Origin of the sequence: Actibacterium pelagium (assembly GCF_002285415.1) — a bacterium.
GTDB lineage: Bacteria > Pseudomonadota > Alphaproteobacteria > Rhodobacterales > Rhodobacteraceae > Actibacterium_B > Actibacterium_B pelagium.
In genome coordinates this window covers 294,438-317,723 of record NZ_NSBU01000004.1, presented here as the reverse complement: position 1 = coordinate 317,723, position 23,286 = coordinate 294,438, and the positions used below count along the sequence as shown (strand labels likewise).

Genomic DNA, 23,286 nt, shown 5'->3' with positions numbered 1-23,286 from the left:
ATTATTCCGGCAGGCCGTATCCCTGCCGACCTACAGCGCAATAGGCGGTAAAGCCCGCGCGTTGGGCATCTTCGACAGAATAGATATTACGCAGGTCGGCCAGCTTGGCCTCGGACATGCTGCTGGCCAGACGCTGCAGGTCCAGTGCGCGGAATTCGTTCCATTCGGTCAGAAGCACCAGAAGATCGGCGCCTTCTGTCGCGGCATAGCTGTCCTCGAACCATTCGACGCCGGGCAACAGTTCTTCGCCTTCGCGACGGCCTTGCGGGTCAACAACACGGACCTTGGCGCCGCCGCCGACCAATGCCGGGACAATGGTCAGGCTTGGGGCATCGCGCATGTCGTCGGTGTTGGGTTTGAAAGTCACGCCCAGAACAGCAACGGTTTTGCCGTTGAACTTGCCATTACACATGTCCTGCAGTTTTGAAACCATGCGCTGCTTCATGGCGTTGTTCACAGTGATGACGGTCTCAGTAATCTGCATCGGGCTGGCGTGTTCCTGCCCGATCCGTGCCAGCGCGCTGGTGTCTTTCGGGAAGCATGACCCGCCATAGCCGGGGCCAGCGTGCAGGAACTTGTTCCCGACCCGCCCGTCCAGACCCATGCCCTTGGCCACCGATTTCACGTCGGCCCCGGTCTTTTCACACAGGGTTGCGATCTCGTTGATGAAGGTGATCTTGGTCGCAAGGAAAGCGTTCGCGGCGTATTTGATCATCTCGGCCGATTCCAGATCGGTGTAGACGATGGGGAAGTCACGCAGGAACAAGGGGCGATAGATCTCGCCCATGACCTCTTCCGCGCGGTCCGATTCCACGCCGACGACAACGCGGTCGGGGCGCATGAAGTCATCAATCGCCGCACCTTCACGCAGAAATTCGGGGTTTGACGCCACATCGAAATCTGCATCCGGGTTAGCGGCACGGACGGTCTCGGCCACCTTGCGGTTGGTTCCGACAGGGACAGTCGATTTGGTGACGATGACGGCATAGCCCGTCAGGCTGTTCGCGATTTCTTCGGCCGCCGCCATCACATAGGTCAGGTCTGCATGGCCATCCCCGCGACGGGTCGGGGTGCCCACAGCGATAAAGACCGCATCCGCGCCATCAACCGCAGCAGCAAGGTCGCCGGTGAAAGACAGACGACCTGCGGCCACGTTCTTTGCCATCAACTCGTCCAGGCCGGGCTCATAGATCGGAACTTCGCCTGCCTCGAGCATCTCAAGCTTGCGCGGGTCCTTGTCGACGCAGATCACCTCGTGCCCGAAGTCCGAGAAACAAACCCCCGAAACAAGCCCGACATAGCCCGTGCCAATCATTGCAATCTTCATGAAAAGACCCTTTGCGCGAATTCTTCGGCCCTTCGATGGGCCATCACCGTGCGGCTGTCAACAATGGGGTCTGGAATCGCTACCCAACTGTTCCTAAAACGTAGCCAAGAAGCCCGGTCAGCAACGCAATGACCACCCAAAGCGCCTGAACCCCACGCCCCGTATTGTTGGCTGGTGGTTTGGGGTTGGTTTGTGCGATCAGCGCGGCCTCTGCCAATTGCGGCAGTTTGGGGCCAAAGCGGCCCAAAACCTGAGCAGTCTTCACCACGTCGCGCAGCATGGCGCGCGGGCCGATGTTTTCGCGGACATAGGTTTCGACGATCGGCTTGGCGACCTGCCAGATGTTGATATGCGGGTCCAGAGAGCGTGCCACGCCTTCCACCACCACCATGGTGCGCTGAAGAAGGATCAGCTCTGTCCGGGTTTCCATGCCGAAGCGTTCGGTCACCTCGAACAGATAGCTCAGCAGCGACGCCATAGAGATATGGGCCGCATCCATTCCAAAGATCGGCTCCCCGACCGCGCGCAGGGCGCGGGCGAATTCGTCGACGTCCCGGTCGGCGGGAACATATCCCGCCTCAAAGTGCACCTCTGCCACGCGGCGATAGTCGCGACGGATGAAACCGAACAGAATTTCGGCGTAGACGCGGCGGGTGTATTCGTCGATCCGGCCCATGATGCCGAAGTCATAGACAAGGATGTCGCCATTCGCGCCGACCTTCAGGTTGCCCTGATGCATGTCGGCGTGGAAATAGCCGTCGCGCAGAGCGTGGCGCAGGAACATTTGCAGGACCCGTTCGCCCAGCAACTTGCGGTCGTGGCCTGCCGCATCAATGACGGCGTTGTCCCCAAGTGGGGCGCCCTCGACCCAGCCCATCGTCATCACGCGACGGCTGGACATATCCCAATGCACGGTCGGGACAGAAAAGCCCTCGTCGGCAGCTGTGGTCGCGTGGAATTCGCCCGCAGCAGCGCTTTCAAGCCGCAGATCAAGCTCACCTGAGACCACGCCGTCGAAATGTTCGACCACGTCCATCGGGCGCAAGCGCCGCGACGATGGTGACAGGAACTCGATAGTGCGCGCGGCGAAATAGAAGGCGTCGATATCGCGGCGGAAGGCGCGTTCGATGCCGGGGCGCAGGACTTTGACGGCGACTTGCTCGCCCGTGCTGGACAGGCGGGCCTTGTGAACCTGCGCGATCGAGGCGGCGGCGACGGGTTCCGAGAACTCTGAGAACAGCTGTTCGACAGTGCCCCCCAGTTCTTCTTCGATCATCGACTTGGCTTTGTCGGTCGAGAACGGTGGCAGCTTGTCCTGAAGCACGCGCAGCTGGTCGGCAAGATCGGGGCCGACGACATCGGGACGGGTCGACAGGATCTGCCCGAACTTGATGTAGGCCGGGCCAAGAGCGGTCAGCGCGCGGGTCACCGGCGGCATAGAGGTATCGCCCTTCAGTCCCAACCACGAAAACGGCCAGCCCAGAACACGGGCCGCAATACGCAGGTGGCGCGGGGCCTCCATTGCTTCGAGCACGGTGCGCATGGCGCCGGTGCGTTCAAACGTGGCACCGATGCGGATCAGGCGTAGAATGTTGTGCGGCCCGCGCATCTTACAGTTTCCAGCCCGAATGCAGGGCGGCAATGCCCAAGGACAGGTTGCGGTACTTCACCTGCTCGAACCCGGCGGTGCGGATCATCTGCGCAAAGGTGTCCTGATCGGGGAACTTGCGGATGGATTCGACAAGATACTGATAGCTGTCACGGTCATTCGCGATCATCTGACCCATCTTCGGGATCACGTTGAAGGAATACCGGTCATAGGCCCATTGCATCGCAGGGTTTGGCAGCTGGCTGAACTCTAGCACCATCAGACGGCCGCCCGGTCTCAGGACGCGGAAGGCCTCGTTCAACGCATCCTGTACGCGGGTGACGTTCCGGATGCCGAAAGAGATCGTGTAACGATCGAACGTGTTGTTTTCGAAGGGCAGGGCCATTGCGTCGCCGACGACCCAATCAAGACTGTCGGCCATTGCGCCGGCCTCGGCCCGTTGGCGACCCTCGACCAGCATCGACTCGGTCATGTCCAGCACGGTGGCATGGGCCCCCGGTGCGCGTTTCAGGAACCGGAAAGAGATATCCCCGGTACCGCCTGCCACATCCAGAAGCTTCTGGTGCGACTGCGGTGCCAGCCAATCCATCATCGCGTCTTTCCAAACGCGGTGGATGCCAACCGACATCACGTCATTCATGATGTCGTATTTAGAGGCCACATTGGTGAACACCCCATGCACCATCCCGGCCTTCTGGTCTTCGGCCACGGTCTGGAACCCGAAATGGGTGGTCTTTTGATCATTCTCGCTGGTCATGCGGTCCTGTCCCGTTCTGTCCCCTGCTTCGATATAGGTTGCGCGGCCCGGACACAAACGCATTGATTGCCGCAGCAATATCTGAGACCTCTTTCGGACCAGTTTGATCAAGGGCTTTTCATGGGACGCGCGCTCTTTTGGTTTGTTGTCACCCTGATCGGTGTCTCTCTGTTCTTCGGCGCAGCGATGTCGCGCGATGTGATCGAGCCTTGGTTGGCGTCCCGTGGCATTGTCTTCAACGATATTCCCTTGCTTCAGACGGTCGGAAAGCTGGTGCTGACTGTGGCCGCCATGCTGTTGGTGGGGGCACCGCTGACAATCTTTCTATATTGCCTTGCGGCCTTGGGATCAGATCAGGCGGGCCAAGACATTCATGGCTATACCGAGCTTCGTTTGAAATCCGGAACGCGATTGGTTGCATTGATCGCTGTGGGGTTCTTGTTGTTCGTCTTTGCGATGGCTTTTTCTGAATCTGCCACACTGCTTGGTCAAATCTTCAGTTTCAGCGGCGGAATGTTTTTTCTGTGGGGTGGGGTTTGGCTGTGGCGGGCGCGGTTGCGGTTTGACGGCTCTGTCCTGCTCGCGCTCGACTATCTGGGGCGCGTCCACCGCCACGAATGGCGCGACCTACAGCGGATCGAATCCAACAAAGAAGCGATGGAGTACCATCTTTGGTTCAAGACGGGCAAAAAGGCGCGTGTGTCCTATTTCTTTGCAGGTCTCAACCAGTTGATGATCCAAGCGCAGGAGGCGCTGTACAAAAATGCCTGAATTGCCCGAGGTGGAAACCGTTCGTCGTGGCCTAGCCCCCAGCATGGAAGGCGCGGTGATTGCACGCGCCCAAGTGAACCGGCCCGACCTGCGTTGGCCTTTTCCGGACCGCATGGCAGAGCGGCTGACAGGGGCGCGGGTGATACGGTTGGCGCGGCGATCAAAGTACATTTTGGCCGATCTTGATACGGACGAGACTTTGATCATCCATCTTGGCATGTCTGGTCGCATGACGGTTTCAGGTGACCCGATAGGCCAATTCCATCACACCCACCCTGCGCCCGAAAAACATGACCACGTGGTCTTTGACATGGATAACGGTGCGCGGATTACTTTCAACGACCCACGCCGGTTCGGGGCGATGGATCTTGTCAGTACCGCCAATGCGGATCAGCACAAATTGCTGTCAGTTCTGGGACCAGAGCCGTTGAGCAACAGCTTCAATGCCGCTTATCTGGCAGAGCGGTTACGGGGCCGCAAAACCCTGATCAAGGCCGCGCTTCTGGATCAGGGAATCATCGCTGGACTGGGCAATATCTACGTGTGCGAGGCGCTGTTCCGTGCTGGGATTTCACCCAAGCGACAGGCGGGGCGTATCTCTGTTGCGCGGCTGGAAACGCTGACGGCCAAGATCAACGATGTCATTGCCGAAGCGATCGCCTCGGGTGGGTCCAGTCTGAAAGACTATCGTCAGGCAGACGGAGAGCTGGGTTATTTTCAGCATAGTTTTCAAGTATATGGCCGCGAGGGGCAGGCCTGTTTGCGTGATGGCTGCGACGGGACGATCCGCCGTATCGTGCAATCGGCGCGATCCAGCTTTTACTGCCCGGTTTGCCAATCATAGCTTGAATGGCCCCACAGGGCTGGTAAGGCTTGCAAAACCAGAAACCACCAACGGGGCGCCGCATGGCCTATAAAACTCTGATCGTCGAAACGCAGGACCACATCACGCTGATCAAGCTGAACCGGCCTGAGGCGCTGAACGCTTTGAACAGTGCATTGATCGGCGAACTGGCGGATGCAATCGACGAGGCGAACCGGGATGACAAGGTGCGCTGCATCGTCATCACCGGGTCAGAGAAAGCCTTTGCCGCTGGTGCGGACATCAAGGAAATGAGCGAGAAATCCTTCGTTGATGTCTATATGGAAAACCTGTTCGCTGACGAATTCGATCGCCTTTGCCGGTCGCGCAAGCCGATCATCGCGGCGGTTGCGGGTTATGCGCTGGGTGGCGGTTGTGAACTGGCCATGGCCTGCGATTTCATTATCGCCGGTGACAACGCTAAGTTTGGCCAACCCGAGATCAACCTTGGTGTGATTGCAGGGATCGGAGGCACGCAGCGCCTGACCCGTTTCGTAGGTAAGTCCAAAGCGATGGACATGCACTTGACCGGCCGCTTCATGGATGCGGCAGAGGCCGAAAGCTGCGGGCTGGTCTCGCGCGTGGTGCCTGCCAAGAAACTGATGGAAGAGGCTATGGGCGCGGCCGCGAAGATCGCCGAGAAGTCGATGGTTGCCGTCTACGCCGCGAAAGAGGCGGTCAACCGTAGCTATGAGACGACCCTGAACGAGGGTATCCTGTTCGAGCGTCGCCTGTTCCACTCGCTGTTCGCCTCGGAAGATCAGAAAGAAGGCATGGCCGCGTTCATGGAGAAACGAGAGCCGCAATTCCGCGATAAGTAAGTCGCCAAAAACACTCTTCCAAAAACCGGTCCGCCGTCAGGGCCGGTTTTTCTGTTTACATTCCCTGTAAAACTTGGCTATACGGCCCGCCAATACATGCGCGTGCAGCCCGCCTAGGCTAGAATCACCCCGGTTGAGGAACCGCCGGACGGGTTTGGCATTGTGCTATCGAAACGAACCAAACTTGAGAGAAGGTCCAGATCATGGCAAATTCGCCCCAGGCAAAAAAACGCGCCCGTCAGAACGAGCGTCGTGCTGCCGTAAACCAAGCCCGTCGTTCGCGCATCCGCACCTACCTGCGTAAAGTTGAAGAAGCTATCGCCGCTGGCGATCAGGCAGCTGCAAAAGCTGCTCTGCAAGCTGCTCAGCCCGAGATGATGCGCGGCGTTACCAAAGGTATCCTGCACAAAAACACCGCAGCGCGTAAGATGTCGCGCCTGTCCGCACGGGTCAAAGCCCTGGGCTAAGCCCCGCGACAGAATCGGTTTTGAAAGGCGTCCGTAAGGGCGCCTTTTTCATTTTTTGGAACCAGACTGTTTCCTGAAATCTGTTGCAAGAATCGCCACAGTTTTACGCGCTACAAAGGGTTCTCTGGATTCGTTTCACAAAAGGGTGACGTCAAGCGCGAAGTTCAGTTGCGCCGCGCTGCAAGCAATTGCTAGCTTCGGCCCTGCGATTCACTTCGTCTTGGGGGGACATGGCGATGGACCGCTCGATTGGCCGCTCTTGTGCGCTGCACTGGCAAGAGCTCTGGCTTTGATCGACTGGTCCGTCTGGTAAAGGTATTCGGAAAATTGTGTCCGAGCCTTGCTGAAGAGAGGGTAGGCCTGTCGGCTTTCAGACCTCTGGCATGTCCATGATAACGCGTCTGGCAAACGCGAATTTCGGGTCCGAACGGCCCCGGGATCCTTTTGCCGATGTTACGGGGAGAGCCCCGTCACTTTGCGGTCCACCCGCAAGGCCCAAGGCAATTTGCGTCGTGACAAGCGGTTGCTGGCTTAAGGAGCAGCATCCGAAGAACACAAGAACATTTGGAATGGGCTCAAATGACGGACGACAGCTGGGGGTTAACTTGCAACGAACTTCAAAAGGCAATTGGGAACAATAACTTCGTAACTTGGATCAAGCCGATGCGTTTTGTATCGGTTGGGGATGGAACCGCACATTTCGAAGTGCCGACCAGTTTCTTCGGGGAATGGGTATCTCGGAACTTCGGTGATGCGATCAAACATCATCTTAGCCAGAATGGTGCGTCGGTTTCTCGACTGCAATTCGACGTGGCATCTGCCACGGCCGCAGCGGCGGAAACGCCTGCTGCGTCGGCCGAACCCGCGCCCTCAGAGCCCGCGCCTGCCGAGACCCGCAAATCGGACGAAGACCTGCCGGGTGCTGCAATTGATTCCCGTTTTACCTTTGACAGCTTCGTGGTTGGTAAGCCGAACGAGTTGGCCCATGCTGCCGCGCGCCGCGTGGCCGAAGGTGGCCCTGTCTCGTTCAACCCACTGTTCCTGTATGGTGGCGTTGGCCTTGGTAAAACCCACCTGATGCACGCCATCGCATGGGAGTTGCGGACCAAGTCGCCGCATCTGCGCGTGCTTTACCTGTCCGCAGAGCAGTTCATGTATCGCTTTGTCCAAGCCCTACGTGACCGCGATACGATGGGGTTCAAGGAGTTGTTCCGGTCGGTTGATGTCCTGATGGTGGATGACGTGCAGTTCATCGCCGGTAAGGACAGCACTCAGGACGAGTTCTTCCATACGTTCAACGCGCTTGTTGACCAGAACAAACAGATCATCATTTCCGCTGACCGCGCCCCGGGCGAGATCAAGGATCTGGAAGATCGCATCAAGTCGCGCCTGCAGTCCGGCCTCGTCGTTGACCTGCACCCGACCGACTATGAGCTGCGTCTCGGCATCCTGCAACACAAGGTCGATCGCTACCGCGAGCAATACCCGGGTCTAGTCATCCAGAACGGTGTGCTAGAGTTCCTTGCGCATCGGATCTCGACCAACGTTCGTGTTCTGGAAGGCGCTTTGACGCGCTTGTTCGCTTTCGCCTCGCTGGTTGGCAAAGAGATCACGATGGACCTGACGACCGACTGTCTGGCCGACATTCTGCGCGCCTCGGACCGCAAGGTCACCGTCGAGGAAATTCAGCGCAAAGTGTCCGAGCATTACAACATGCGCCTGTCGGACATGATCGGCCCGCGTCGTCACCGCACAGTCGCGCGTCCGCGTCAGATCGCGATGTACCTGTCCAAGCATCTGACCTCGCGCAGCCTACCCGAAATTGGGCGTCGCTTCGGCGGCCGCGACCACACCACGGTCATGCATGCGGTCAAACGTATCGATGAGCTACGCGCCGTGGACAATCAGGTGGCAGAAGACCTGGAAATGTTGCGCCGGATGCTGGAAGCATAAAGCTTATTGCCCGGTGGCCTTGACGCCCCGGACAAACCAACAGACAGTCTGAAAAAAGCACTTGAGCCAGTGGGGAAAAACGTTAGGTTTTTCCTCCCGGCATCATTGGGAGCGTGGTTATGAAAATCAGTATCGAACGCGGGACGCTGTTGAAGGCGGTCGGACAGGCGCAGTCTGTCGTGGAACGTCGGAACACCATTCCGATCCTTGCGAACGTGCTGATCGAGGCCGATGGCGACACCGTAACCTTCCGCGCCACCGATCTGGACATCGAGGTTGTCGACAAGGTTCCGGCGATGATCGAGCGCGCGGGGTCAACCACCGTGTCTGCGGTGACATTGCACGAAATCGTTCGCAAACTTCCCGATGGCGCGCTGGTCGCCCTTTCCGATGATGGAACCGCAGGTCGTCTGACGGTTGAGGCAGGTCGTTCGAACTTCTCGTTGGCGACCCTGCCGAAAGAGGACTTCCCGGTGATGGCCTCTTCTGAGTACAGCTCGAACTTTGCGGCCCCGGCCCCGGTGCTGCGCCGCCTGTTCGACAAGTCGAAATTCGCGATTTCGACGGAAGAGACCCGGTATTACCTGAACGGTGTCTACATGCATGTGGCCGATGCCGAAGGCGGCAAAGTTCTGCGCTGCGTGGCAACCGATGGCCACCGTCTGGCCCGTATCGACGCCGACCTGCCCGATGGCGCGGCAGAAATGCCCGGTGTGATTGTTCCCCGCAAAACAGTTGGCGAATTGCGCAAGCTGTTGGATGACGATGACACCACCATCGCCGTTTCCGTTTCGGAAACCAAAGTGCGCTTTGCGACCCCTGAGATCACGCTGACCTCGAAAGTCATCGACGGGACCTTCCCGGATTACACCCGAGTGATCCCGCAGAACAACACCCGCAAACTGGAACTGGACGCGGCCGAATTCGCAAAGGCGGTCGACCGTGTGGCGACCGTTTCGTCCGAACGTTCGCGCGCTGTAAAGCTGTCGCTGGACGAAGATCGTTTGGTCCTGTCCGTCAACGCCCCTGACGCTGGCGCCGCGGAAGAAGAGCTGGCCGTGGCCTATGGCGACGAGCGGCTAGAGATAGGGTTCAACGCGAAATACCTGCTGGAGATCGCCAGCCAGGTGGACCGCGAAAACGCTGTCTTCATGTTCAACTCTTCCGGCGACCCGACGCTGATGCGCGAAGGCAATGATCCGTCGGCGGTTTACGTCGTCATGCCGATGCGTGTCTGACCTATAGGATGAGTGCCCTTTATCTTCGGGCGCTCAGCCTGTCTCATTTTCGATCCCACAAATCCGCGCGCCTATCCTTGGATGGGCGCCCGGTTGCGTTGTTCGGGCCGAATGGGGCAGGCAAGACGAATATCCTTGAAGCAGTGTCTCTCTTTTCCCCAGGCCGGGGACTTCGCCGCGCAACGGCAGAAGAGTTGTCGCGAAAGCCCGAAGCGCTTGGTTGGAAGAACACCGCCGAACTGGTCAGCCTGCATCAAGTCCACGAGCTGGAAACCATGGCCGAGGCCGGGCAAGCCCGATCCACGCGGATTGATGGCAAGGCGGCGCCTCAGGTGGCGTTGGGGCGAATTTTACGGATGCTGTGGTTGGTGCCGTCGATGGATCGGCTTTGGCTGGAAGGAGCCGAGGGACGGCGGCGGTTTCTGGATCGGATCGCCTTGAGCTTTGAGCCGGGCCACGCCGAGGCCGCGTTGACCTATGAAAAGGCGATGCGAGAGCGGAACCGTTTGCTGAAGGATCAGGTGCACGAAGCGGCGTGGTATGCCGCGCTAGAGGCGCAAATGGCCCGGAGCGGGGCCGAGATTCACCGAAACCGCACCTTGGCGATCGCACGTCTGTCAGAGGCGCAGCAGGATGACAGCGCCTTTCCCGCCGCCGCATTGCAGTTGGTGTCGGGCGCAGAAGGTCCCGCGTTGGAAACCGAAGATGATCTGGCGGCCGCTTTCGCCGATAGCCGCAGGCAGGACCTGTTTGCGGGCCGCACCTTGGTTGGCCCCCATCGTGCAGACCTTGGAGCGACCTATGTGGCCAAAGACGTCGAGGCAAAACACTGTTCGACCGGCGAGCAAAAGGCCCTGTTGATCTCTTTGATCCTCGCCAATGCACGGGCACTGGCGCAGGACTTTGGGGCGCCGCCTATTCTCTTGTTGGACGAGGTCGCAGCGCATCTGGATGCCGGTCGCCGGGCAGCGCTTTATAACGAAATCTGCGCATTGGGCGCGCAGGCGTGGATGACAGGCACAGGGGTTGAGCTTTTCTCGGAACTGGGCAACCGTGCGCAGGCATTCGAGGTGACCGAATTGGACGGCACCAGTGCGATCCACGAAAGGGAATTGGGATGAGGGCGAATCGCGTCACGCTGATCACCTTAAGCGTTGACGATCTGGCAAGAGCGCGGTCCTTTTACGAGGCGCTCGGCTGGTTGGTCGAGCACGCGCAGGAAGAGGTCGCCTTCTACGATCTTGGCGGTCTGAAGCTGGGTCTCTATTCACGGGAAAAGCTTGCCGAAGACCTTGGAAAAGTGCCCTCTGATCTGGGCACTGGTGCGATGACCCTTGCGCAGAACTTTCCGACCGAAGATCAGGTAGACGCGGCCTATGACGCGGCTCTTGCGGCGGGTGCGGTCGCGTTGAAACGCCCAGAGAAGGTCTTCTGGGGAGGCTATTCCGGAACATTCGCAGATCCCGATGGTCACGTCTGGGAATATGCGATGAACCCGTTCTGGGCGCTGGATGAAGATGGGCGGCTTACAACATGACGCTCGGACCGTGGGATCTGACGCTTTATGCGGGCGCGCTTTTGGTTCTTTTCCTGACGCCCGGACCGGTATGGGTTGCGCTGACCGCGCGCGCCTTGTCGGGCGGGTTTCACGCGGCTTGGCCATTGGCGCTTGGCGTCGTGATTGGGGACGTCATGTGGTCGGTTCTGGCGATCCTTGGGGTCAGCTGGATCATCTCGGTCTATGGCGGGTTCCTTGTGGCGCTGAAATGGTTCGCTGCGGGGATATTCCTGTTCATGGGGGGCATGTTGATCCGCTATGCGGACAAGTCCATTGCCAGCGACAGCCGCCTGACACGGCCCGGCATGTGGGCGGGGTTCATCGCGGGGTTGGCCGTCATTCTGGGCAATCCGAAAGCGATCCTGTTCTACATGGGGATGCTGCCCGGCTTCTTTGATCTGTCGGCGCTGACATGGATGGACATCGGTGCCATCGCCTTTCTGTCGGCAATCATTCCGTTGTTCGGGAACCTGTGTCTGGGGATATTCATCGACCGGGCGCGACGATTGCTGTCATCGCCCTCTGCCCTGCGCCGGACAAATATCGTAGCTGGCATCTTGCTGGTGTTGGTGGGTTTTGTGATCCCCTTCACGTAGGGGGCAACAGCCAAGCCCTCAGATATTGCGTCAACCGTTTGGTCATATCGACGTCGTTGTGCAGGTTGCAGAAATTCAGGGCTATGGCCTGAATTACAAAGGCCTGAACACCTTCGCCCATCAGTTCAGGAGAGATATCGCGGCGGAACGGATGGTTGCCCAACGGATCGAACCAGCGGATGAACAGGTCTAACTGCTTCCCGAAATTCTCGGCAATCGGGCCAACCTCTTCGATGGCAGCCGCGCCCGAGTAGCGGACGATCACGTCGAACACCATTCGGCTACGGCTCATCAAATCCAGAAGAGGCATCAACTGGGCAACCAGCGCTTCGACAGATGCGGGCGGCGGCAATTCGGCCAACCCGTCGACGCAGCTGTTCAGTTCTTCCCCGATCAGAAGATCCAACAAGGCGTCCTTATCCGGGAAATGGGCAAAGAAAGTGCCTTTGGCCACCTTTGCGCGTTTTACGACCTCTTCGGTGCGCAGGGCTTCGTGCCCGACTTCCTTAATGATTTCCTGAGCGGCGGCCACAAGGCGCGCACGGGTTTTCAGGGTGCGTTGCTGAATTGGTTTGTTCATTGCGGCACTCAAACACAAAAACTGACCAGGGTCAAAAATAATAATTGACCGAAGTCATTTTTATGTAAATATGACCGTAGTCAATTTTGGAGATTCGCTATGACCCCGAAACGTATTCTTGTTCTGAACGGCCACCCCGGCCAAACTTCTTTGTCGAAATCGCTGGTGGCCGCCTATGCCGAAGCGGCCATCAAGGCGGGCCATGACGTGCGTCAGCACGACCTTGGTCAGATGTCCTTTGATCTGGACTATGGCGAGGGCGGATATGGCAGCGCAAAACCGCTGGAACCTGATCTGGAAACCTTCCTGTCTGATTTGGAGTGGGCCGAGCATATCGCCTTGTCGACACCCCTGTGGTGGGGCGCGATTCCTGCCAAGCTTAAGGGCCTCTTTGATCGGTCCTTCCTGCCGGGTCGGACCTTTGACACCCGCAACCCGAACTTAATTGGTATGCCTCGCCCGATGATGAAGGGTAAGACAGCCCGGGTGATCCTAACCTCGGACACGCCGGCGATCCTGTTGCGGCTGGCCTATGGCAATGCGGTGAAGAAATTCATCAGCCGTCAGATCCTTGGATTCGTCGGGATCAAGCCAACCAAGTTCACCCAGTTTTCCCCGGCCTCGCACCCAAAGGACGCCAAGGTGAAATCCTGGCTTGGGCAGGTCGAAAAACTGGGCGCACAAGCTGCGTGAGAATAGATCAAAATGTGGGGGTTGGCCGTGACAACCCCCGCAAAACTTCGTATAAAATGGCAAAAATACGAAGGAAGGACCGGCATGTCCGACACCGAGCAGACCCCGGAAGAATACGGCGCTGATTCTATTAAGGTTCTCAAAGGCTTAGAGGCCGTCCGCAAGCGTCCCGGTATGTATATCGGGGACACGGACGATGGCTCTGGCCTGCACCATATGGTGTACGAGGTCGTGGACAACGGCATTGACGAAGCTTTGGCCGGTCATGCCGACCATGTGACGGTCAAAATTCATGCCGATTCCAGTGTTTCTGTCTCGGACAATGGGCGCGGTATCCCGGTCGACATCCACCCAGAGGAAGGTGTTTCCGCGGCAGAGGTCATCATGACCCAGCTGCACGCGGGCGGTAAGTTTGACTCGAACTCCTACAAGGTGTCGGGCGGTTTGCACGGCGTGGGTGTTTCCGTTGTGAACGCCCTGTCCGATTGGCTGGAACTGCGCATCTGGCGCGATGGCAAGGAACATACCGCACGGTTCGAACGTGGAGATACGGCGGAACACCTGAAGGTCGTTGGCGACGCGAATGGCCGCAAGGGGACCGAGGTGCGCTTTATGGCCTCGACCGATACGTTCTCGAACCTTGAATACAGCTTCGCGACGCTGGAACACCGTCTGCGCGAACTGGCCTTCCTGAACTCTGGTGTTCGGATCATTTTGGAAGATGAACGCCCGGTGGAACCACTGCGAACAGAGTTGTTCTATGAAGGTGGTGTGCGCGAGTTCGTGAAGTATCTCGATCGCTCCAAAACCTCTGCCATGTCCGAGCCGATCTTCATGACCGGAGAGCGTGACGGCATCGGGGTCGAGGTCGCGATGTGGTGGAATGACAGCTATCACGAGAACGTCCTGCCCTTCACCAACAACATCCCGCAGCGCGATGGCGGAACGCATTTGGCGGGCTTCCGGGGTGCGCTGACGCGGACGATCAACGGCTATGCGCAGTCCAGCGGGATCGCGAAGAAAGAGAAGGTCAATTTTACCGGCGATGATGCCCGTGAAGGCTTGACCTGCGTGCTGTCGGTCAAGGTGCCGGACCCGAAATTCTCGTCACAGACGAAAGACAAGCTGGTCAGTTCCGAGGTCCGGCCAGCTGTTGAAGGTCTGGTGAACGAAAAGCTTGGCGAGTGGTTCGAAGAACACCCCAATGAAGCCAAACAGATCGTCGGCAAGATCATCGAGGCCGCTTTGGCCCGCGAAGCCGCCCGCAAAGCGCGTGAGCTGACCCGCCGCAAGACCGCGACCGATGTGAACTTCCTTGCTGGTAAGCTGAAGGATTGTTCCGAAAAGGATGCGTCGAAAACCGAACTCTTCTTGGTGGAGGGTGACAGCGCCGGTGGCTCTGCCCAAACCGGCCGCGACCGTCGTAATCAGGCGATCCTGCCCCTGCGCGGGAAGATCCTGAACGTTGAGCGCGCCCGGTTTGACCGGATGCTGGGCAGCCAAGAGATTGGCAACCTTGTGATGGCGCTTGGTACTGGCATTGGCCGGGATGAGTTCGATATCTCGAAGCTGCGTTACCACAAGATCGTCATCATGACCGATGCGGACGTGGATGGCGCGCACATCCGTACGCTGCTGCTGACCTTCTTCTTCCGCCAAATGCCAGAGCTGATCGAAGGTGGTTATCTGTACATCGCGCAACCGCCGCTGTTCAAAGTCGCGCGCGGAAAATCAGAGGTCTATCTGAAAGACCAATCTGCCTTGGACGATTACCTTGTCTCCCAAGGTATCGAAGGTGCCGTTCTGCGCCTGTCGACCGGTGAGGAAATCGCCGGTGCGGACCTGTCCCGCGTGGTCGATGGTGCCCGCGCCTTCCGCAAGGTACTTGATGCGTTCCCGACGCATTATCCGCGCCATATCCTGGAACAAGCCGCCCTTGCTGGCGCGTTTGAACCGGGCCGTGCCGACGCCGATCTTCAAGCGGTTGCTGATACCGTCGCTGCCCGTCTGGACATGGTGACCGAAGAATACGAACGCGGGTGGCAAGGTCGTATCACCCAAGACCACGGTATTCGCCTGTCGCGGATTCTGCGTGGTGTGGAAGAGATTCATTCGCTGGACGGTGCCGTGTTGCGCTCGGGCGAGGCACGCAAGCTGTCGCAGCTGGTCAATGAAACCGACGGCACGTATGGCAAGCCCGCGAACCTTACGCGCAAAGACCGCGAAACCGCGATCTTTGGTCCGTCCGACTTGCTGCACGCTATCCTGTCCGAAGGTGAAAAGGGCCTGTCCCTGCAGCGCTACAAAGGTCTGGGCGAGATGAACCCCGACCAGTTGTGGGAAACCACGCTGGACCCCGAAGCGCGCACTTTGTTGCAAGTTAAGGTCGAGGATCTGGCTGACGCCGACGATCTGTTCACCAAGCTTATGGGTGACGTAGTTGAACCACGCCGCGAGTTCATTCAGCAGAATGCCTTGAGCGTGGAAAACCTCGATTTCTGACGCATTTCTAGAGAGCTGCTTAGAAAGCTAGGTGACCATGAACTTGAGACCACTGGTGCAAAGAAAGCTGGGTTAACCAGTCGTGGGCACCTCCTTCGGGCAAAGTGTTTGGCCGATCTAGCCATGAATGTCACATGATAGGCGCTATTTGCTGGGGACTTGAGTGTACGCCACTGATGACAGCAAGGCTCAGTGATTGATGGTCACCGGTTCTTCATTGCACCAAGCAGCAAACGCAGTAGGTTCTTCCCTGCGACGTTCTCAATAGACGCCCGGTCGAAAACCCTTTGCCCATCAGCCTCGACCTTCGCGATGCCTTCCAGATACCAAGGGATCGCCGAGGCGTCTGCAGGAACTAGCGTCGCTCCATCGAAATCAGACCCCAATGCTATATGGGAACTCGTTTCGTAACCCGGGCCCATCTCGGCGGCGAATTCGGGCGTACTTAGGATCTGGTAGGCGACCGCGAACGAACGAGCGATGGCCAGTCGGGCTTGCTGAGCTGTCACAGCGCCCTTAATGCAGTTCACTGTGGTCCAGAAACCGAGCGAGACGACACCGTCGGAGCGAACGACGTTGCGCAAATCCTCGTCGCTCAGGTTCCTGTCGTGCTTGCAGGCTGATTTGACGCCAGTGTGTGACACGATGACCGGTCCACCCTTGCCTTCTGACGACAGTTGCGCAACGTCGGCGATGGTCGCAGAGGATGCGTGCGCGAGATCAAGAACCATGTTGCGCTTCCAAATCTCGGCGACAGCAAAGAAGCCAAGATCGGTCAGACCATGCCGATCCCAGCAATCTTCGTTTGAACCGGCAAGCTGGTTGCTTGACCGATGCGTCAGACCGATCATCCGGACGCCAGCGGCCTCCAACTTGTCAAGTTGCCGGGTCAGCTCCCCCCTGTCCTCGGACGCCCAATACGCACCTTCGATGGCCAGTAGGGCACCGACACTGATCTCGTCCCGCGAATTGCGCTCTGTCATCAGAGCATCGAGGTCAGCCTTCGTGCCTATTCGCACCAGAGTCGAACCGTCAGACGCTTGCTTTCCCACGGCTTGGTCGAACCGATTAATCAGCCGGTCAACACGACCCATGGGGGAAAGCCATGTCTCTGGATGAAACGGTTCCTTTAGTGGGAAGAATATACCTAGCCGATCCCCGTCGTCCCACGAGCCACATACTGCCGAGTCATCTGCTGTCGTTTTGTCATCATCCTCGACTATCTTTGGAGCGACGCTCGCCATCGCGAATACCTGCACATCAACTCCGCCCTGAATCAGCCGGGCGAGGTCGACATGTCCGAAATCAGTTGCCTGACTTGGGTCCCGGTGGAGAAGCGTGTCGCTGTGCGCGTCTATGATGAAGAGATCGCGGATTGAGGCGCACCACGATGCGTCATCACAAGCCGGTGTTTCGGCAAACATCTTACGGTTTCCAGTGAGGTAATCGCTGAACGACCCTACCGAAAGCCAGGCGGCCCCGAGCAATATCAAGACGACGGCAAACCCTCTCGTAGTGTTAGAATGCATGGCTCTACCCTTTCATGCTGCGGGGTGTCTGGGCGTTTCCACTCAGTCACTGGGATCAAACAACTTTGACTGCGATGGAACCTGATACATCGTAACGTCCGTCCCGGGCTCAATGTCGCTGCCCGGTGCAGCCACCATGACCTCGGGGTGATCAATGCTCACGATGGCGTTCGGCATGGCGAAAATCTGATGCAGAACCAGATGCGCAACCCTGTCGTTGAGGACCACGTTTTTGATGAAGGCATCGCAGACCACTAGGCGGTTTGACTGCAAATCGACCCAGACCTCGATCTCAGCAAAGCCTCTTCGATTGGCGCTCTTGATCGGCAGAACCTTCTCGATGACTCTGTGGAGGACTCGTGATCTTGCCCTGATCTTCAGGAACCCGCTGTCGCACCACTCATACTCATCGAACGATATGGGAGCACCGGTTTCAAGTGCTTTGATCCAGCCAGCATCGCGAAGCATCGAGTTGACCCCCGCGAGGAGTCGTTTTGTCTTCTTGTCCTTGGTTTCGAACCAGAGCCCCGCAGACTGATAGGTCTTACCATCAATGCTTCTCCACTGGTCCCAGTCATCAGGGTCCATCCATTGAAGAACATCAAAGGATCCGCTGACGTCGAACTTGTAAGTCCATTCGATGTATTTCTGCTCTTCGGCATCCTCGAAGATCTCACCCTTCCTGATACCAGCGTTCATCTGGCCATAGCCCGATTGAACGCCTCGCTCATTCGCGAGACATCGCTCAACGATCTCCGTCACGTCGACCTTCGTGAGGGTCGGCTGACATATAACGGCCTCCCCGGTAATCTTCGAAAGCGAGGCGATCTCTGCATCTGCGGCGAAGGGCGCTCGGAGGCCCTGAAGTTCGGCCCGAAATGGGTTCATCTCGATAAATCGATCAAGGTAGCCTGCAGCGGTGGGATGGTCGTCCGTTGCCAGACTTGCCCGGGCTGCAATCTCCAGCAACGTAAGCAATGCTGGCCCACTGCGTTCATTGATCTGTTCGTTGATTATAGAGCGAACCCGTTCGTTCTTGATCGCGCTCAAGCACAGGCTCCACTTGGCAGTTGCTTTGGTGAGGCAGTAGTTCACCTCCTCGGCGGATAGGCCGATCGGGAAGAACTTACCCATCTGGTCCATCTGCTTTTTGTCAATCATAGCATCGCCACGCATGAAGCAGAGCGCATCAAGGTCATCTCTCGAGCAGATAGTTCCTGCCTCACTGTCTATATGAACATCTAGGATGCAACGGAACTTCTCACACGTGCGTTTTCGCCTCTGAAACAGCCTACCGAGAAAGGGCTCCGGCGCAGCCAACCGCTCCGCCAGTTTTACGCGAATCTTGTCGGCCCGTTCGAACAGGTCGATCAGGCGGATGATCGGCTCCGGCTGGCCCGTGAGCGAGAACTCGATCCACAGAAGATCGTTGTCCTGGGGGCTTTGTATGATCGTTTCTAGGGCGTTTTCCGGCACTGGACCGTCCAACCACATAGAGAGCGATGCCGCGAAATCTGGCTTCGAACGGGCCTCTTCCTCCAATACTTTTCTGATCCGCGGTGTAATCTCAGGGTGCAGTTGCGTCAGTCGGCCAAATAAGTAGGGCATCAGCACGTCTTCCCCGCACACGAATCCCCCGGTTTGGGAGAGGTAGAACCGCAGACCTTCGATGGCGCGATCCAAATCAGGCTTCTCGTAGAAGCGGTCGACGAAATTCTCAAACTCTGTCTGTTCCATCTTGGTCTCTCCCAAGGTCATCTTAAACTTTTTTCCTACCCCCCGCCTGCAACCCACCGCGCCGACGCCCAGTTGGTCCGAACGAAGCGGATGCTCTCGATCCGGTAGAGCACACCCTGTAGAAGAATGAAGACGGCGTATTAGGCAGGGCCGTGGATCTTCTTCTCCGCGTCGAGGAGACCGACGAGGTAGGGATTTCTCGGTTTCTGCGAACCCTCGAAACCGCTCGGTCCGCGCAGCACCATGCTGTGGTGGGAACGGAGGAAATCCTCAAAGTAACTGGCGCTCATTCTCGTTGAGAAGGTCATGAGCGTGTGGCCGAGGAGGGCCGAGAGCTTGCGGGAACGCGTCACCGCGCCATCGGCGATGTCGTGGCCGACAAAGCCAGCTTGCATCGAAGCGAACGCCACAAAGACGATACCGACGGCCCAAGCCAATGGATCGGACACTAGGAACATCGCGCACCAGCCGGTGGCTAATGCGGCTAGGATACCGGTGAAGCGCAGCGTGGATGCCCACGGGTCCGGGTCGAAACACCCCGCGACCTTCATTTCTTTCGAAGATCGAAGAGGTCCTGTGCGGCCTGTTTGCGAATGCGTTCATCTCGGTCTTCCCGAATGTCACTGGAACGGTCACTCATGGCGTCAACCTCCGTTGTTCAAGGCGAAGACGATCAGCCTCATACGCATGACCGCTTGCCGCCATATATTGAACATTGTTTAATTTATGGCACAAAAATAAACGACGTTCAATAAATTCCTTTGAAGCGATGAAGTTCCGTGCAATACCATCGGGTTACGATGGCGCGTCGCTCAGATCATACCCGCGAAGAACTGGGGAAACTCATTCTCATCTCCGCCAGACGAATCGTTCGTGAACACGGAATCGACGCGCTGTCCGCCCGCAAGGTCGCATCCGATGTCGGATACACCGTCGGCACAATCTACCAGCATTTCGGAAACATGGATGACCTGGTCCACCGGATGAATGGTGAGACTCTCGAGATGCTCTTCGATCACTGTTCGAAACTTCCGACACAAGAGCCGCCCGGTGATCGGCTTTTCTCGTTGGCGAGGGCCTTTGTGAATTTCGCAGAAAAACACCCAAGCGAATGGGATGCCGTGATTTCCTATCGCTATGGCCCGGATCACGAATGGGCAGTAGGCTACGACGAGATGGTCAACCAGCTGCTCGGACTCCTGACCGACGCTACAAGCTCTCTTTACTGCGGGGGGCACCGCGAAGAGCAGGTTCTCGACATCAGGCTGCTCTGGGCCAGCATGTATGGGATATTCTCGCTCCATGCGAGTGACCGCCTAGGCAAGGGCGTAACCGTTGATGATTTGGCGCGGAGGTTGGTCGATGTTTACCTCCGTGCGATGCGATAAGTTGGGTCGATATCCTCCCAAATTGTCGGGGTTGTGGTAGATTTCGGTTCAGAGCGAAATTCCTAGCCTCAGGCGACCGTAATGGCCTCTATATTAGCTGAAACTTGGAACTAATAATTTCTCCACATATCTCAATTGGGAGGTGGGTTCGTATGTCGAAAAAGAAAAACAATTCTTGTAGATAAAGAGGTGTCAGATTTCTCTGTGCTTTGGAGTATGCGCTTCCGCAAAGCGATGAGGAAATCGCGCAATACTATCGGCAAATTTGGTGCAAAGTATTGGGTGAAAACCGGTCGATTCTTTCTTTAACATCAATGCAGGCCGCGCACGATTACACTCAATCCTACACGTTCTATTTTTGCGCGTAACGGTTCAAATATAAATCAGGTGGAAGCAGTGGTATCTGCTTCCAACCGTTGCGATGCGACCAGTTCAACATTCCGCAAATCATTTGTCTCGGCTCGGGCTGTTGCTTGACCAAGTGTCAGCCCATACGAAAGCCAGCGATCGATAAGTCGTTGGCGCAATACAGAAATTGGAACATCTAACTGGACAGCAAAGTTCCAATACTTTCTTAGATCTCGCCATTCAGGAGCGTCAAAGAGTAAGTAGTTACCTTCGACCACCACCGTATCGCAGTCATCCGATACCAATCCTGCACCGGCAATCGCGATGTCGCGTTCTCGGTCAAAGATCGGGAAGTACACAGTATCTGAGGTGGGAAGTGCGGTTACAAGGCGAAGAAAACCTCCAATATCAAATGTCTCTGGCGCCCCTTTGCGGCCCAACAGGCCCCGGGCCTGAAGAATCCGGTTGTCTAGGTGGAAACCGTCCATCGGGACGACTGTCGCGTTACATCCTTTGGTGGTTAATTGTTCCGCCAAAACCTCTGACAATGTAGATTTTCCCGAGGCTGGCGGTCCGGCAACAGCGACTACCTTGCGATGTCCAGTACGAGGCGCTGCAAGAATTTCTTCCAGAAGCGCCTCGGCAATTTCGTTAGGCGTGCTCACGCGGCGTCCTCGGCAGGTGGTTCCTTGGCACCGGTCATGAAAGCGACCGCATCGGACATGGTGTAGTCCTTGGGGTCGATCGTGCAAAGCCGTTTGCCCAGTCGGTGAATGTGGATACGGTCGGCGACCTCAAACACATGTGGCATGTTGTGGCTGATCAGGATGATCGGGATCCCTCGGGCACGCACGTCCTGAATCAACTCCAGCACCTTGCGGCTCTCTTTTACGCCAAGGGCGGCTGTCGGTTCATCCATGATGATAAACTTGGTAGCAAAGGCTGCTGCCCTGGCCACAGCGACACCTTGGCGCTGACCACCCGACAAAGTCTCAACCGGTTGCTTGATCGATTGGACCGTCATAAGCCCAAGCTCGGTCAGCTTGTCGCGCGCGAACTTCTCCATCGCGGGCTTGTCGAGCATGCGCAGGTATTTTCCCTGCCAGCCTTCCTTTCGGATTTCCCGGCCAGTGAACATGTTGTCGGCTATCGACAAGGCCGGGGAAAGAGCGAGGTTTTGATAAACAATCTCGATTCCCATTTCCCGCGCTTCGATTGGCGAGTTGAACCTTACCGGTTTCCCCTCGATCAGGATTTCTCCTTCGTCGGGGGTCGTGGCGCCGCAGATCGCTTTGACGATCGAAGATTTGCCCGCACCGTTGTCGCCGATGACGGCCAGAACTTCGCCAGCGCGGAGCTCGAAATCCGAGTGGTCGATCGCGGTCACGTGGCCATAGCGCTTCACGATTCCGCGGGCTTGAACAACAGGAGTAGTCATTATGCAGATACCCTTCTGATCCATTGGTCGATAGCGACCGCGATGATGATGAGCCAACCGATGGCAAAGACTTGCCACAGCACGTCAACCCCAGCCAAACGCAGGCCCGATTGGAACACACCGACGATCAAGGCACCGAACAGGGCCCCCATGATCGACCCGCGCCCACCGAAAAGAGAGATGCCGCCGATCACTACGGCCGTGATAGACTGCAGGTTACCCTCATAGAAAGATTGCGGAGAGATGGAGCCCACGCGGCCAACGGATGCCCAGCCTGCAATGGCGCAGACAAGCCCTGCGAGCATGTAGACGGTTACCAGCGTGCGGTCCGTGCGAATGCCGGACATTTCAGCCGCATCCTTGTCGTCACCAATGGCATAAACATGGCGGCCCCAGGCGGTCTTGTTCAGCATGTACCAAAGCACGCCGAAGATAGCGACCATCAGCACGACGCCAAAGGTGATCCGGGCCCCACCGAACGAAACGGCATTGCCGAAGAACTTCAGCAAAGGCGCCTTCTCGTCGATATCCTGACTGCGGATCGACTGGGCCCCGGAAAGCCAGAGGTTAAGGGCAAAGAAGATCGACCAGGTGCCAAGGGTGGTGATGAACGGTGGCAGCTTGATCTTTGTGATCAACAGTCCGTTCATCATCCCTGCAGCGGCTCCGCCGATAAGGCCCACAGCGATCGCAATCGGCGTGGGCAGACCCAGATTGACACCAAGGTTGCCCATAATGACGGACATCAAAACCATGATCGCAGCGACGCTCAGGTCGATGCCTGCAGTGATGATGATCAGGCTTTGTGCGGCGGCCAGCATCCCGATGATCGAGACTTGCTGCATAATTAGGCTTAGGTTGAAGGGCGAAAAGAATTTACCGCCAGCAATCAACCCAAACGCAAATAAGCTGAGAACCAGAACGATGACCGGAACCAGCGTGGGGTTGTTGTGCAAAACGTGTTGGATGCGTTGCAGCACGGTGTGATGTTTGACTTCAAACGCGGCGACCTTTGCGTCGCTTTGGTCTAAGACCTGTTCAAAGTCCTGACCCTTTTGGGTCGGTGTCGCAGATTCAGACATGACTCTCTCCCTTGCCAGCCAGCGTATCTG

Annotated in this window: 22 protein-coding genes; 12 read left to right on the top strand and 10 right to left on the bottom strand. The window is 57.4% G+C overall.

The features are described 5' to 3' along the window. Position 1 precedes the first annotated feature (1 nt). The 3 genes from CLM58_RS01775 to ubiE form a co-directional block, all read right to left on the bottom strand. Complete coding sequence (locus tag CLM58_RS01775; protein WP_095594191.1) at positions 2-1,327, bottom strand: UDP-glucose dehydrogenase family protein; 1,326 nt, start codon at positions 1,325-1,327, stop codon at positions 2-4. A gap of 79 nt (positions 1,328-1,406) precedes the next feature. Next, positions 1,407-2,936, bottom strand: coding sequence for a 2-polyprenylphenol 6-hydroxylase (ubiB, locus tag CLM58_RS01770; RefSeq protein WP_095594190.1), 1,530 nt, complete (start codon positions 2,934-2,936; stop codon positions 1,407-1,409). Between the two features lies 1 nt (position 2,937). Next, positions 2,938-3,693: a bifunctional demethylmenaquinone methyltransferase/2-methoxy-6-polyprenyl-1,4-benzoquinol methylase UbiE gene (gene ubiE, locus CLM58_RS01765; protein WP_095594787.1), complete on the bottom strand. Its 756-nt coding sequence runs from the start codon at positions 3,691-3,693 to the stop codon at positions 2,938-2,940. Between the two features lie 120 nt (positions 3,694-3,813). Here ubiE and CLM58_RS01760 point away from each other — a divergent pair, with 120 nt between their 5' ends. The 9 genes from CLM58_RS01760 (at position 3,814) to CLM58_RS01720 (ending at position 11,959) form a co-directional block, all read left to right on the top strand. Continuing rightward, positions 3,814-4,464, top strand: a complete 651-nt coding sequence (locus tag CLM58_RS01760; RefSeq protein WP_095594189.1) for a hypothetical protein — start codon at positions 3,814-3,816, stop codon at positions 4,462-4,464. Further along, entirely contained in the window at positions 4,457-5,308 is an 852-nt protein-coding gene (gene mutM / locus CLM58_RS01755; RefSeq protein ID WP_095594188.1) for a bifunctional DNA-formamidopyrimidine glycosylase/DNA-(apurinic or apyrimidinic site) lyase, read from the top strand. Before CLM58_RS01760 ends, mutM begins: the two co-directional genes overlap by 8 nt. 62 nt (positions 5,309-5,370) lie before the next feature. After that, complete coding sequence (locus tag CLM58_RS01750) at positions 5,371-6,147, top strand: enoyl-CoA hydratase (protein ID WP_095594187.1); 777 nt, start codon at positions 5,371-5,373, stop codon at positions 6,145-6,147. Between the two features lie 203 nt (positions 6,148-6,350). After that, positions 6,351-6,614 (top strand): 30S ribosomal protein S20, encoded by a 264-nt coding sequence (gene rpsT, locus CLM58_RS01745; protein ID WP_095594186.1) that lies wholly within the window; start codon positions 6,351-6,353, stop codon positions 6,612-6,614. A gap of 579 nt (positions 6,615-7,193) precedes the next feature. Next, the gene (dnaA, locus tag CLM58_RS01740; RefSeq protein WP_095594185.1) at positions 7,194-8,567 is read left to right on the top strand and encodes a chromosomal replication initiator protein DnaA; all 1,374 of its coding nucleotides are present in this window, start codon (positions 7,194-7,196) and stop codon (positions 8,565-8,567) included. 119 nt (positions 8,568-8,686) lie between these two features. Beyond that, complete coding sequence (gene dnaN, locus CLM58_RS01735; protein WP_095594184.1) at positions 8,687-9,805, top strand: DNA polymerase III subunit beta; 1,119 nt, start codon at positions 8,687-8,689, stop codon at positions 9,803-9,805. Positions 9,806-9,813: 8 nt separating this feature from the next. Then, a complete protein-coding gene (gene recF, locus CLM58_RS01730) occupies positions 9,814-10,926 on the top strand; it encodes a DNA replication/repair protein RecF (RefSeq protein WP_095594183.1) in 1,113 nt (370 codons plus the stop codon). After that, the gene (locus CLM58_RS01725; RefSeq protein WP_095594182.1) at positions 10,923-11,342 is read left to right on the top strand and encodes a VOC family protein; all 420 of its coding nucleotides are present in this window, start codon (positions 10,923-10,925) and stop codon (positions 11,340-11,342) included. Before recF ends, CLM58_RS01725 begins: the two co-directional genes overlap by 4 nt. Next, positions 11,339-11,959 carry a LysE family translocator gene (locus tag CLM58_RS01720; protein ID WP_095594181.1) on the top strand — a complete coding sequence of 207 codons (621 nt, stop codon included), beginning with the start codon at positions 11,339-11,341 and terminating at the stop codon, positions 11,957-11,959. Before CLM58_RS01725 ends, CLM58_RS01720 begins: the two co-directional genes overlap by 4 nt. Here CLM58_RS01720 and CLM58_RS01715 read toward each other — a convergent pair. After that, positions 11,952-12,539, bottom strand: coding sequence for a TetR/AcrR family transcriptional regulator (locus tag CLM58_RS01715; protein WP_095594180.1), 588 nt, complete (start codon positions 12,537-12,539; stop codon positions 11,952-11,954). The genes CLM58_RS01720 and CLM58_RS01715 overlap by 8 nt on opposite strands. 99 nt (positions 12,540-12,638) lie before the next feature. On the opposite strand from CLM58_RS01715, the gene CLM58_RS01710 reads away from it, so the two are divergent. Together CLM58_RS01710 and gyrB are read left to right on the top strand one after the other, a co-directional pair. After that, positions 12,639-13,232, top strand: coding sequence for an NAD(P)H-dependent oxidoreductase (locus CLM58_RS01710; RefSeq protein ID WP_095594179.1), 594 nt, complete (start codon positions 12,639-12,641; stop codon positions 13,230-13,232). An 84-nt stretch (positions 13,233-13,316) separates the two neighbouring features. Then, positions 13,317-15,734: a DNA topoisomerase (ATP-hydrolyzing) subunit B gene (gyrB, locus tag CLM58_RS01705; RefSeq protein ID WP_095594178.1), complete on the top strand. Its 2,418-nt coding sequence runs from the start codon at positions 13,317-13,319 to the stop codon at positions 15,732-15,734. A gap of 203 nt (positions 15,735-15,937) precedes the next feature. On the opposite strand, the gene CLM58_RS01700 is transcribed toward gyrB, so the two are convergent. The 3 genes from CLM58_RS01700 to CLM58_RS01690 all read right to left on the bottom strand — a co-directional run bounded on the left by CLM58_RS01700 (position 15,938) and on the right by CLM58_RS01690 (position 19,551). Continuing rightward, positions 15,938-17,158, bottom strand: coding sequence for a dipeptidase (locus CLM58_RS01700; RefSeq protein ID WP_158221830.1), 1,221 nt, complete (start codon positions 17,156-17,158; stop codon positions 15,938-15,940). 147 nt (positions 17,159-17,305) lie between these two features. Further along, positions 17,306-19,000 (bottom strand): hypothetical protein, encoded by a 1,695-nt coding sequence (locus CLM58_RS01695; protein ID WP_143226494.1) that lies wholly within the window; start codon positions 18,998-19,000, stop codon positions 17,306-17,308. Positions 19,001-19,140: 140 nt separating this feature from the next. After that, the gene (locus CLM58_RS01690; RefSeq protein ID WP_095594175.1) at positions 19,141-19,551 is read right to left on the bottom strand and encodes a fatty acid desaturase family protein; all 411 of its coding nucleotides are present in this window, start codon (positions 19,549-19,551) and stop codon (positions 19,141-19,143) included. Between the two features lie 249 nt (positions 19,552-19,800). Here CLM58_RS01690 and CLM58_RS01685 point away from each other — a divergent pair, with 249 nt between their 5' ends. After that, entirely contained in the window at positions 19,801-20,388 is a 588-nt protein-coding gene (locus CLM58_RS01685; RefSeq protein WP_095594174.1) for a TetR/AcrR family transcriptional regulator, read from the top strand. Between the two features lie 383 nt (positions 20,389-20,771). Here CLM58_RS01685 and CLM58_RS01680 read toward each other — a convergent pair whose 3' ends face one another. From CLM58_RS01680 to CLM58_RS01670, 3 genes are read right to left on the bottom strand one after another with little or no spacing between them, the layout of a single operon-like run. Continuing rightward, a complete protein-coding gene (locus CLM58_RS01680; protein ID WP_229666173.1) occupies positions 20,772-21,401 on the bottom strand; it encodes a nucleoside/nucleotide kinase family protein in 630 nt (209 codons plus the stop codon). Next, the gene (locus CLM58_RS01675) at positions 21,398-22,198 is read right to left on the bottom strand and encodes an ATP-binding cassette domain-containing protein (RefSeq protein ID WP_095594173.1); all 801 of its coding nucleotides are present in this window, start codon (positions 22,196-22,198) and stop codon (positions 21,398-21,400) included. The genes CLM58_RS01680 and CLM58_RS01675 overlap by 4 nt, the downstream gene beginning before the upstream one ends. Next, entirely contained in the window at positions 22,174-23,256 is a 1,083-nt protein-coding gene (locus tag CLM58_RS01670) for an ABC transporter permease (RefSeq protein WP_095594172.1), read from the bottom strand. The genes CLM58_RS01675 and CLM58_RS01670 overlap by 25 nt, the downstream gene beginning before the upstream one ends. Positions 23,257-23,286: the final 30 nt, after the last annotated feature.

Bases quoted from the DNA above. Each gene is read 5' to 3' on its own strand.
- CLM58_RS01775 (WP_095594191.1), bottom strand. From the start codon at position 1,327: ATGAAGATTGCAATGATTGGCACGGGCTATGTCGGGCTTGTTTCGGGG.
- ubiB (WP_095594190.1), bottom strand. From the start codon at position 2,936: ATGCGCGGGCCGCACAACATTCTACGCCTGATCCGCATCGGTGCCACG.
- ubiE (WP_095594787.1), bottom strand. From the start codon at position 3,693: ATGACCAGCGAGAATGATCAAAAGACCACCCATTTCGGGTTCCAGACC.
- CLM58_RS01760 (WP_095594189.1), top strand. From the start codon at position 3,814: ATGGGACGCGCGCTCTTTTGGTTTGTTGTCACCCTGATCGGTGTCTCT.
- mutM (WP_095594188.1), top strand. From the start codon at position 4,457: ATGCCTGAATTGCCCGAGGTGGAAACCGTTCGTCGTGGCCTAGCCCCC.
- CLM58_RS01750 (WP_095594187.1), top strand. From the start codon at position 5,371: ATGGCCTATAAAACTCTGATCGTCGAAACGCAGGACCACATCACGCTG.
- rpsT (WP_095594186.1), top strand. From the start codon at position 6,351: ATGGCAAATTCGCCCCAGGCAAAAAAACGCGCCCGTCAGAACGAGCGT.
- dnaA (WP_095594185.1), top strand. From the start codon at position 7,194: ATGACGGACGACAGCTGGGGGTTAACTTGCAACGAACTTCAAAAGGCA.
- dnaN (WP_095594184.1), top strand. From the start codon at position 8,687: ATGAAAATCAGTATCGAACGCGGGACGCTGTTGAAGGCGGTCGGACAG.
- recF (WP_095594183.1), top strand. From the start codon at position 9,814: ATGAGTGCCCTTTATCTTCGGGCGCTCAGCCTGTCTCATTTTCGATCC.
- CLM58_RS01725 (WP_095594182.1), top strand. From the start codon at position 10,923: ATGAGGGCGAATCGCGTCACGCTGATCACCTTAAGCGTTGACGATCTG.
- CLM58_RS01720 (WP_095594181.1), top strand. From the start codon at position 11,339: ATGACGCTCGGACCGTGGGATCTGACGCTTTATGCGGGCGCGCTTTTG.
- CLM58_RS01715 (WP_095594180.1), bottom strand. From the start codon at position 12,539: ATGAACAAACCAATTCAGCAACGCACCCTGAAAACCCGTGCGCGCCTT.
- CLM58_RS01710 (WP_095594179.1), top strand. From the start codon at position 12,639: ATGACCCCGAAACGTATTCTTGTTCTGAACGGCCACCCCGGCCAAACT.
- gyrB (WP_095594178.1), top strand. From the start codon at position 13,317: ATGTCCGACACCGAGCAGACCCCGGAAGAATACGGCGCTGATTCTATT.
- CLM58_RS01700 (WP_158221830.1), bottom strand. From the start codon at position 17,158: ATGTTTGCCGAAACACCGGCTTGTGATGACGCATCGTGGTGCGCCTCA.
- CLM58_RS01695 (WP_143226494.1), bottom strand. From the start codon at position 19,000: ATGGAACAGACAGAGTTTGAGAATTTCGTCGACCGCTTCTACGAGAAG.
- CLM58_RS01690 (WP_095594175.1), bottom strand. From the start codon at position 19,551: ATGAAGGTCGCGGGGTGTTTCGACCCGGACCCGTGGGCATCCACGCTG.
- CLM58_RS01685 (WP_095594174.1), top strand. From the start codon at position 19,801: ATGGCGCGTCGCTCAGATCATACCCGCGAAGAACTGGGGAAACTCATT.
- CLM58_RS01675 (WP_095594173.1), bottom strand. From the start codon at position 22,198: ATGGATCAGAAGGGTATCTGCATAATGACTACTCCTGTTGTTCAAGCC.
- CLM58_RS01670 (WP_095594172.1), bottom strand. From the start codon at position 23,256: ATGTCTGAATCTGCGACACCGACCCAAAAGGGTCAGGACTTTGAACAG.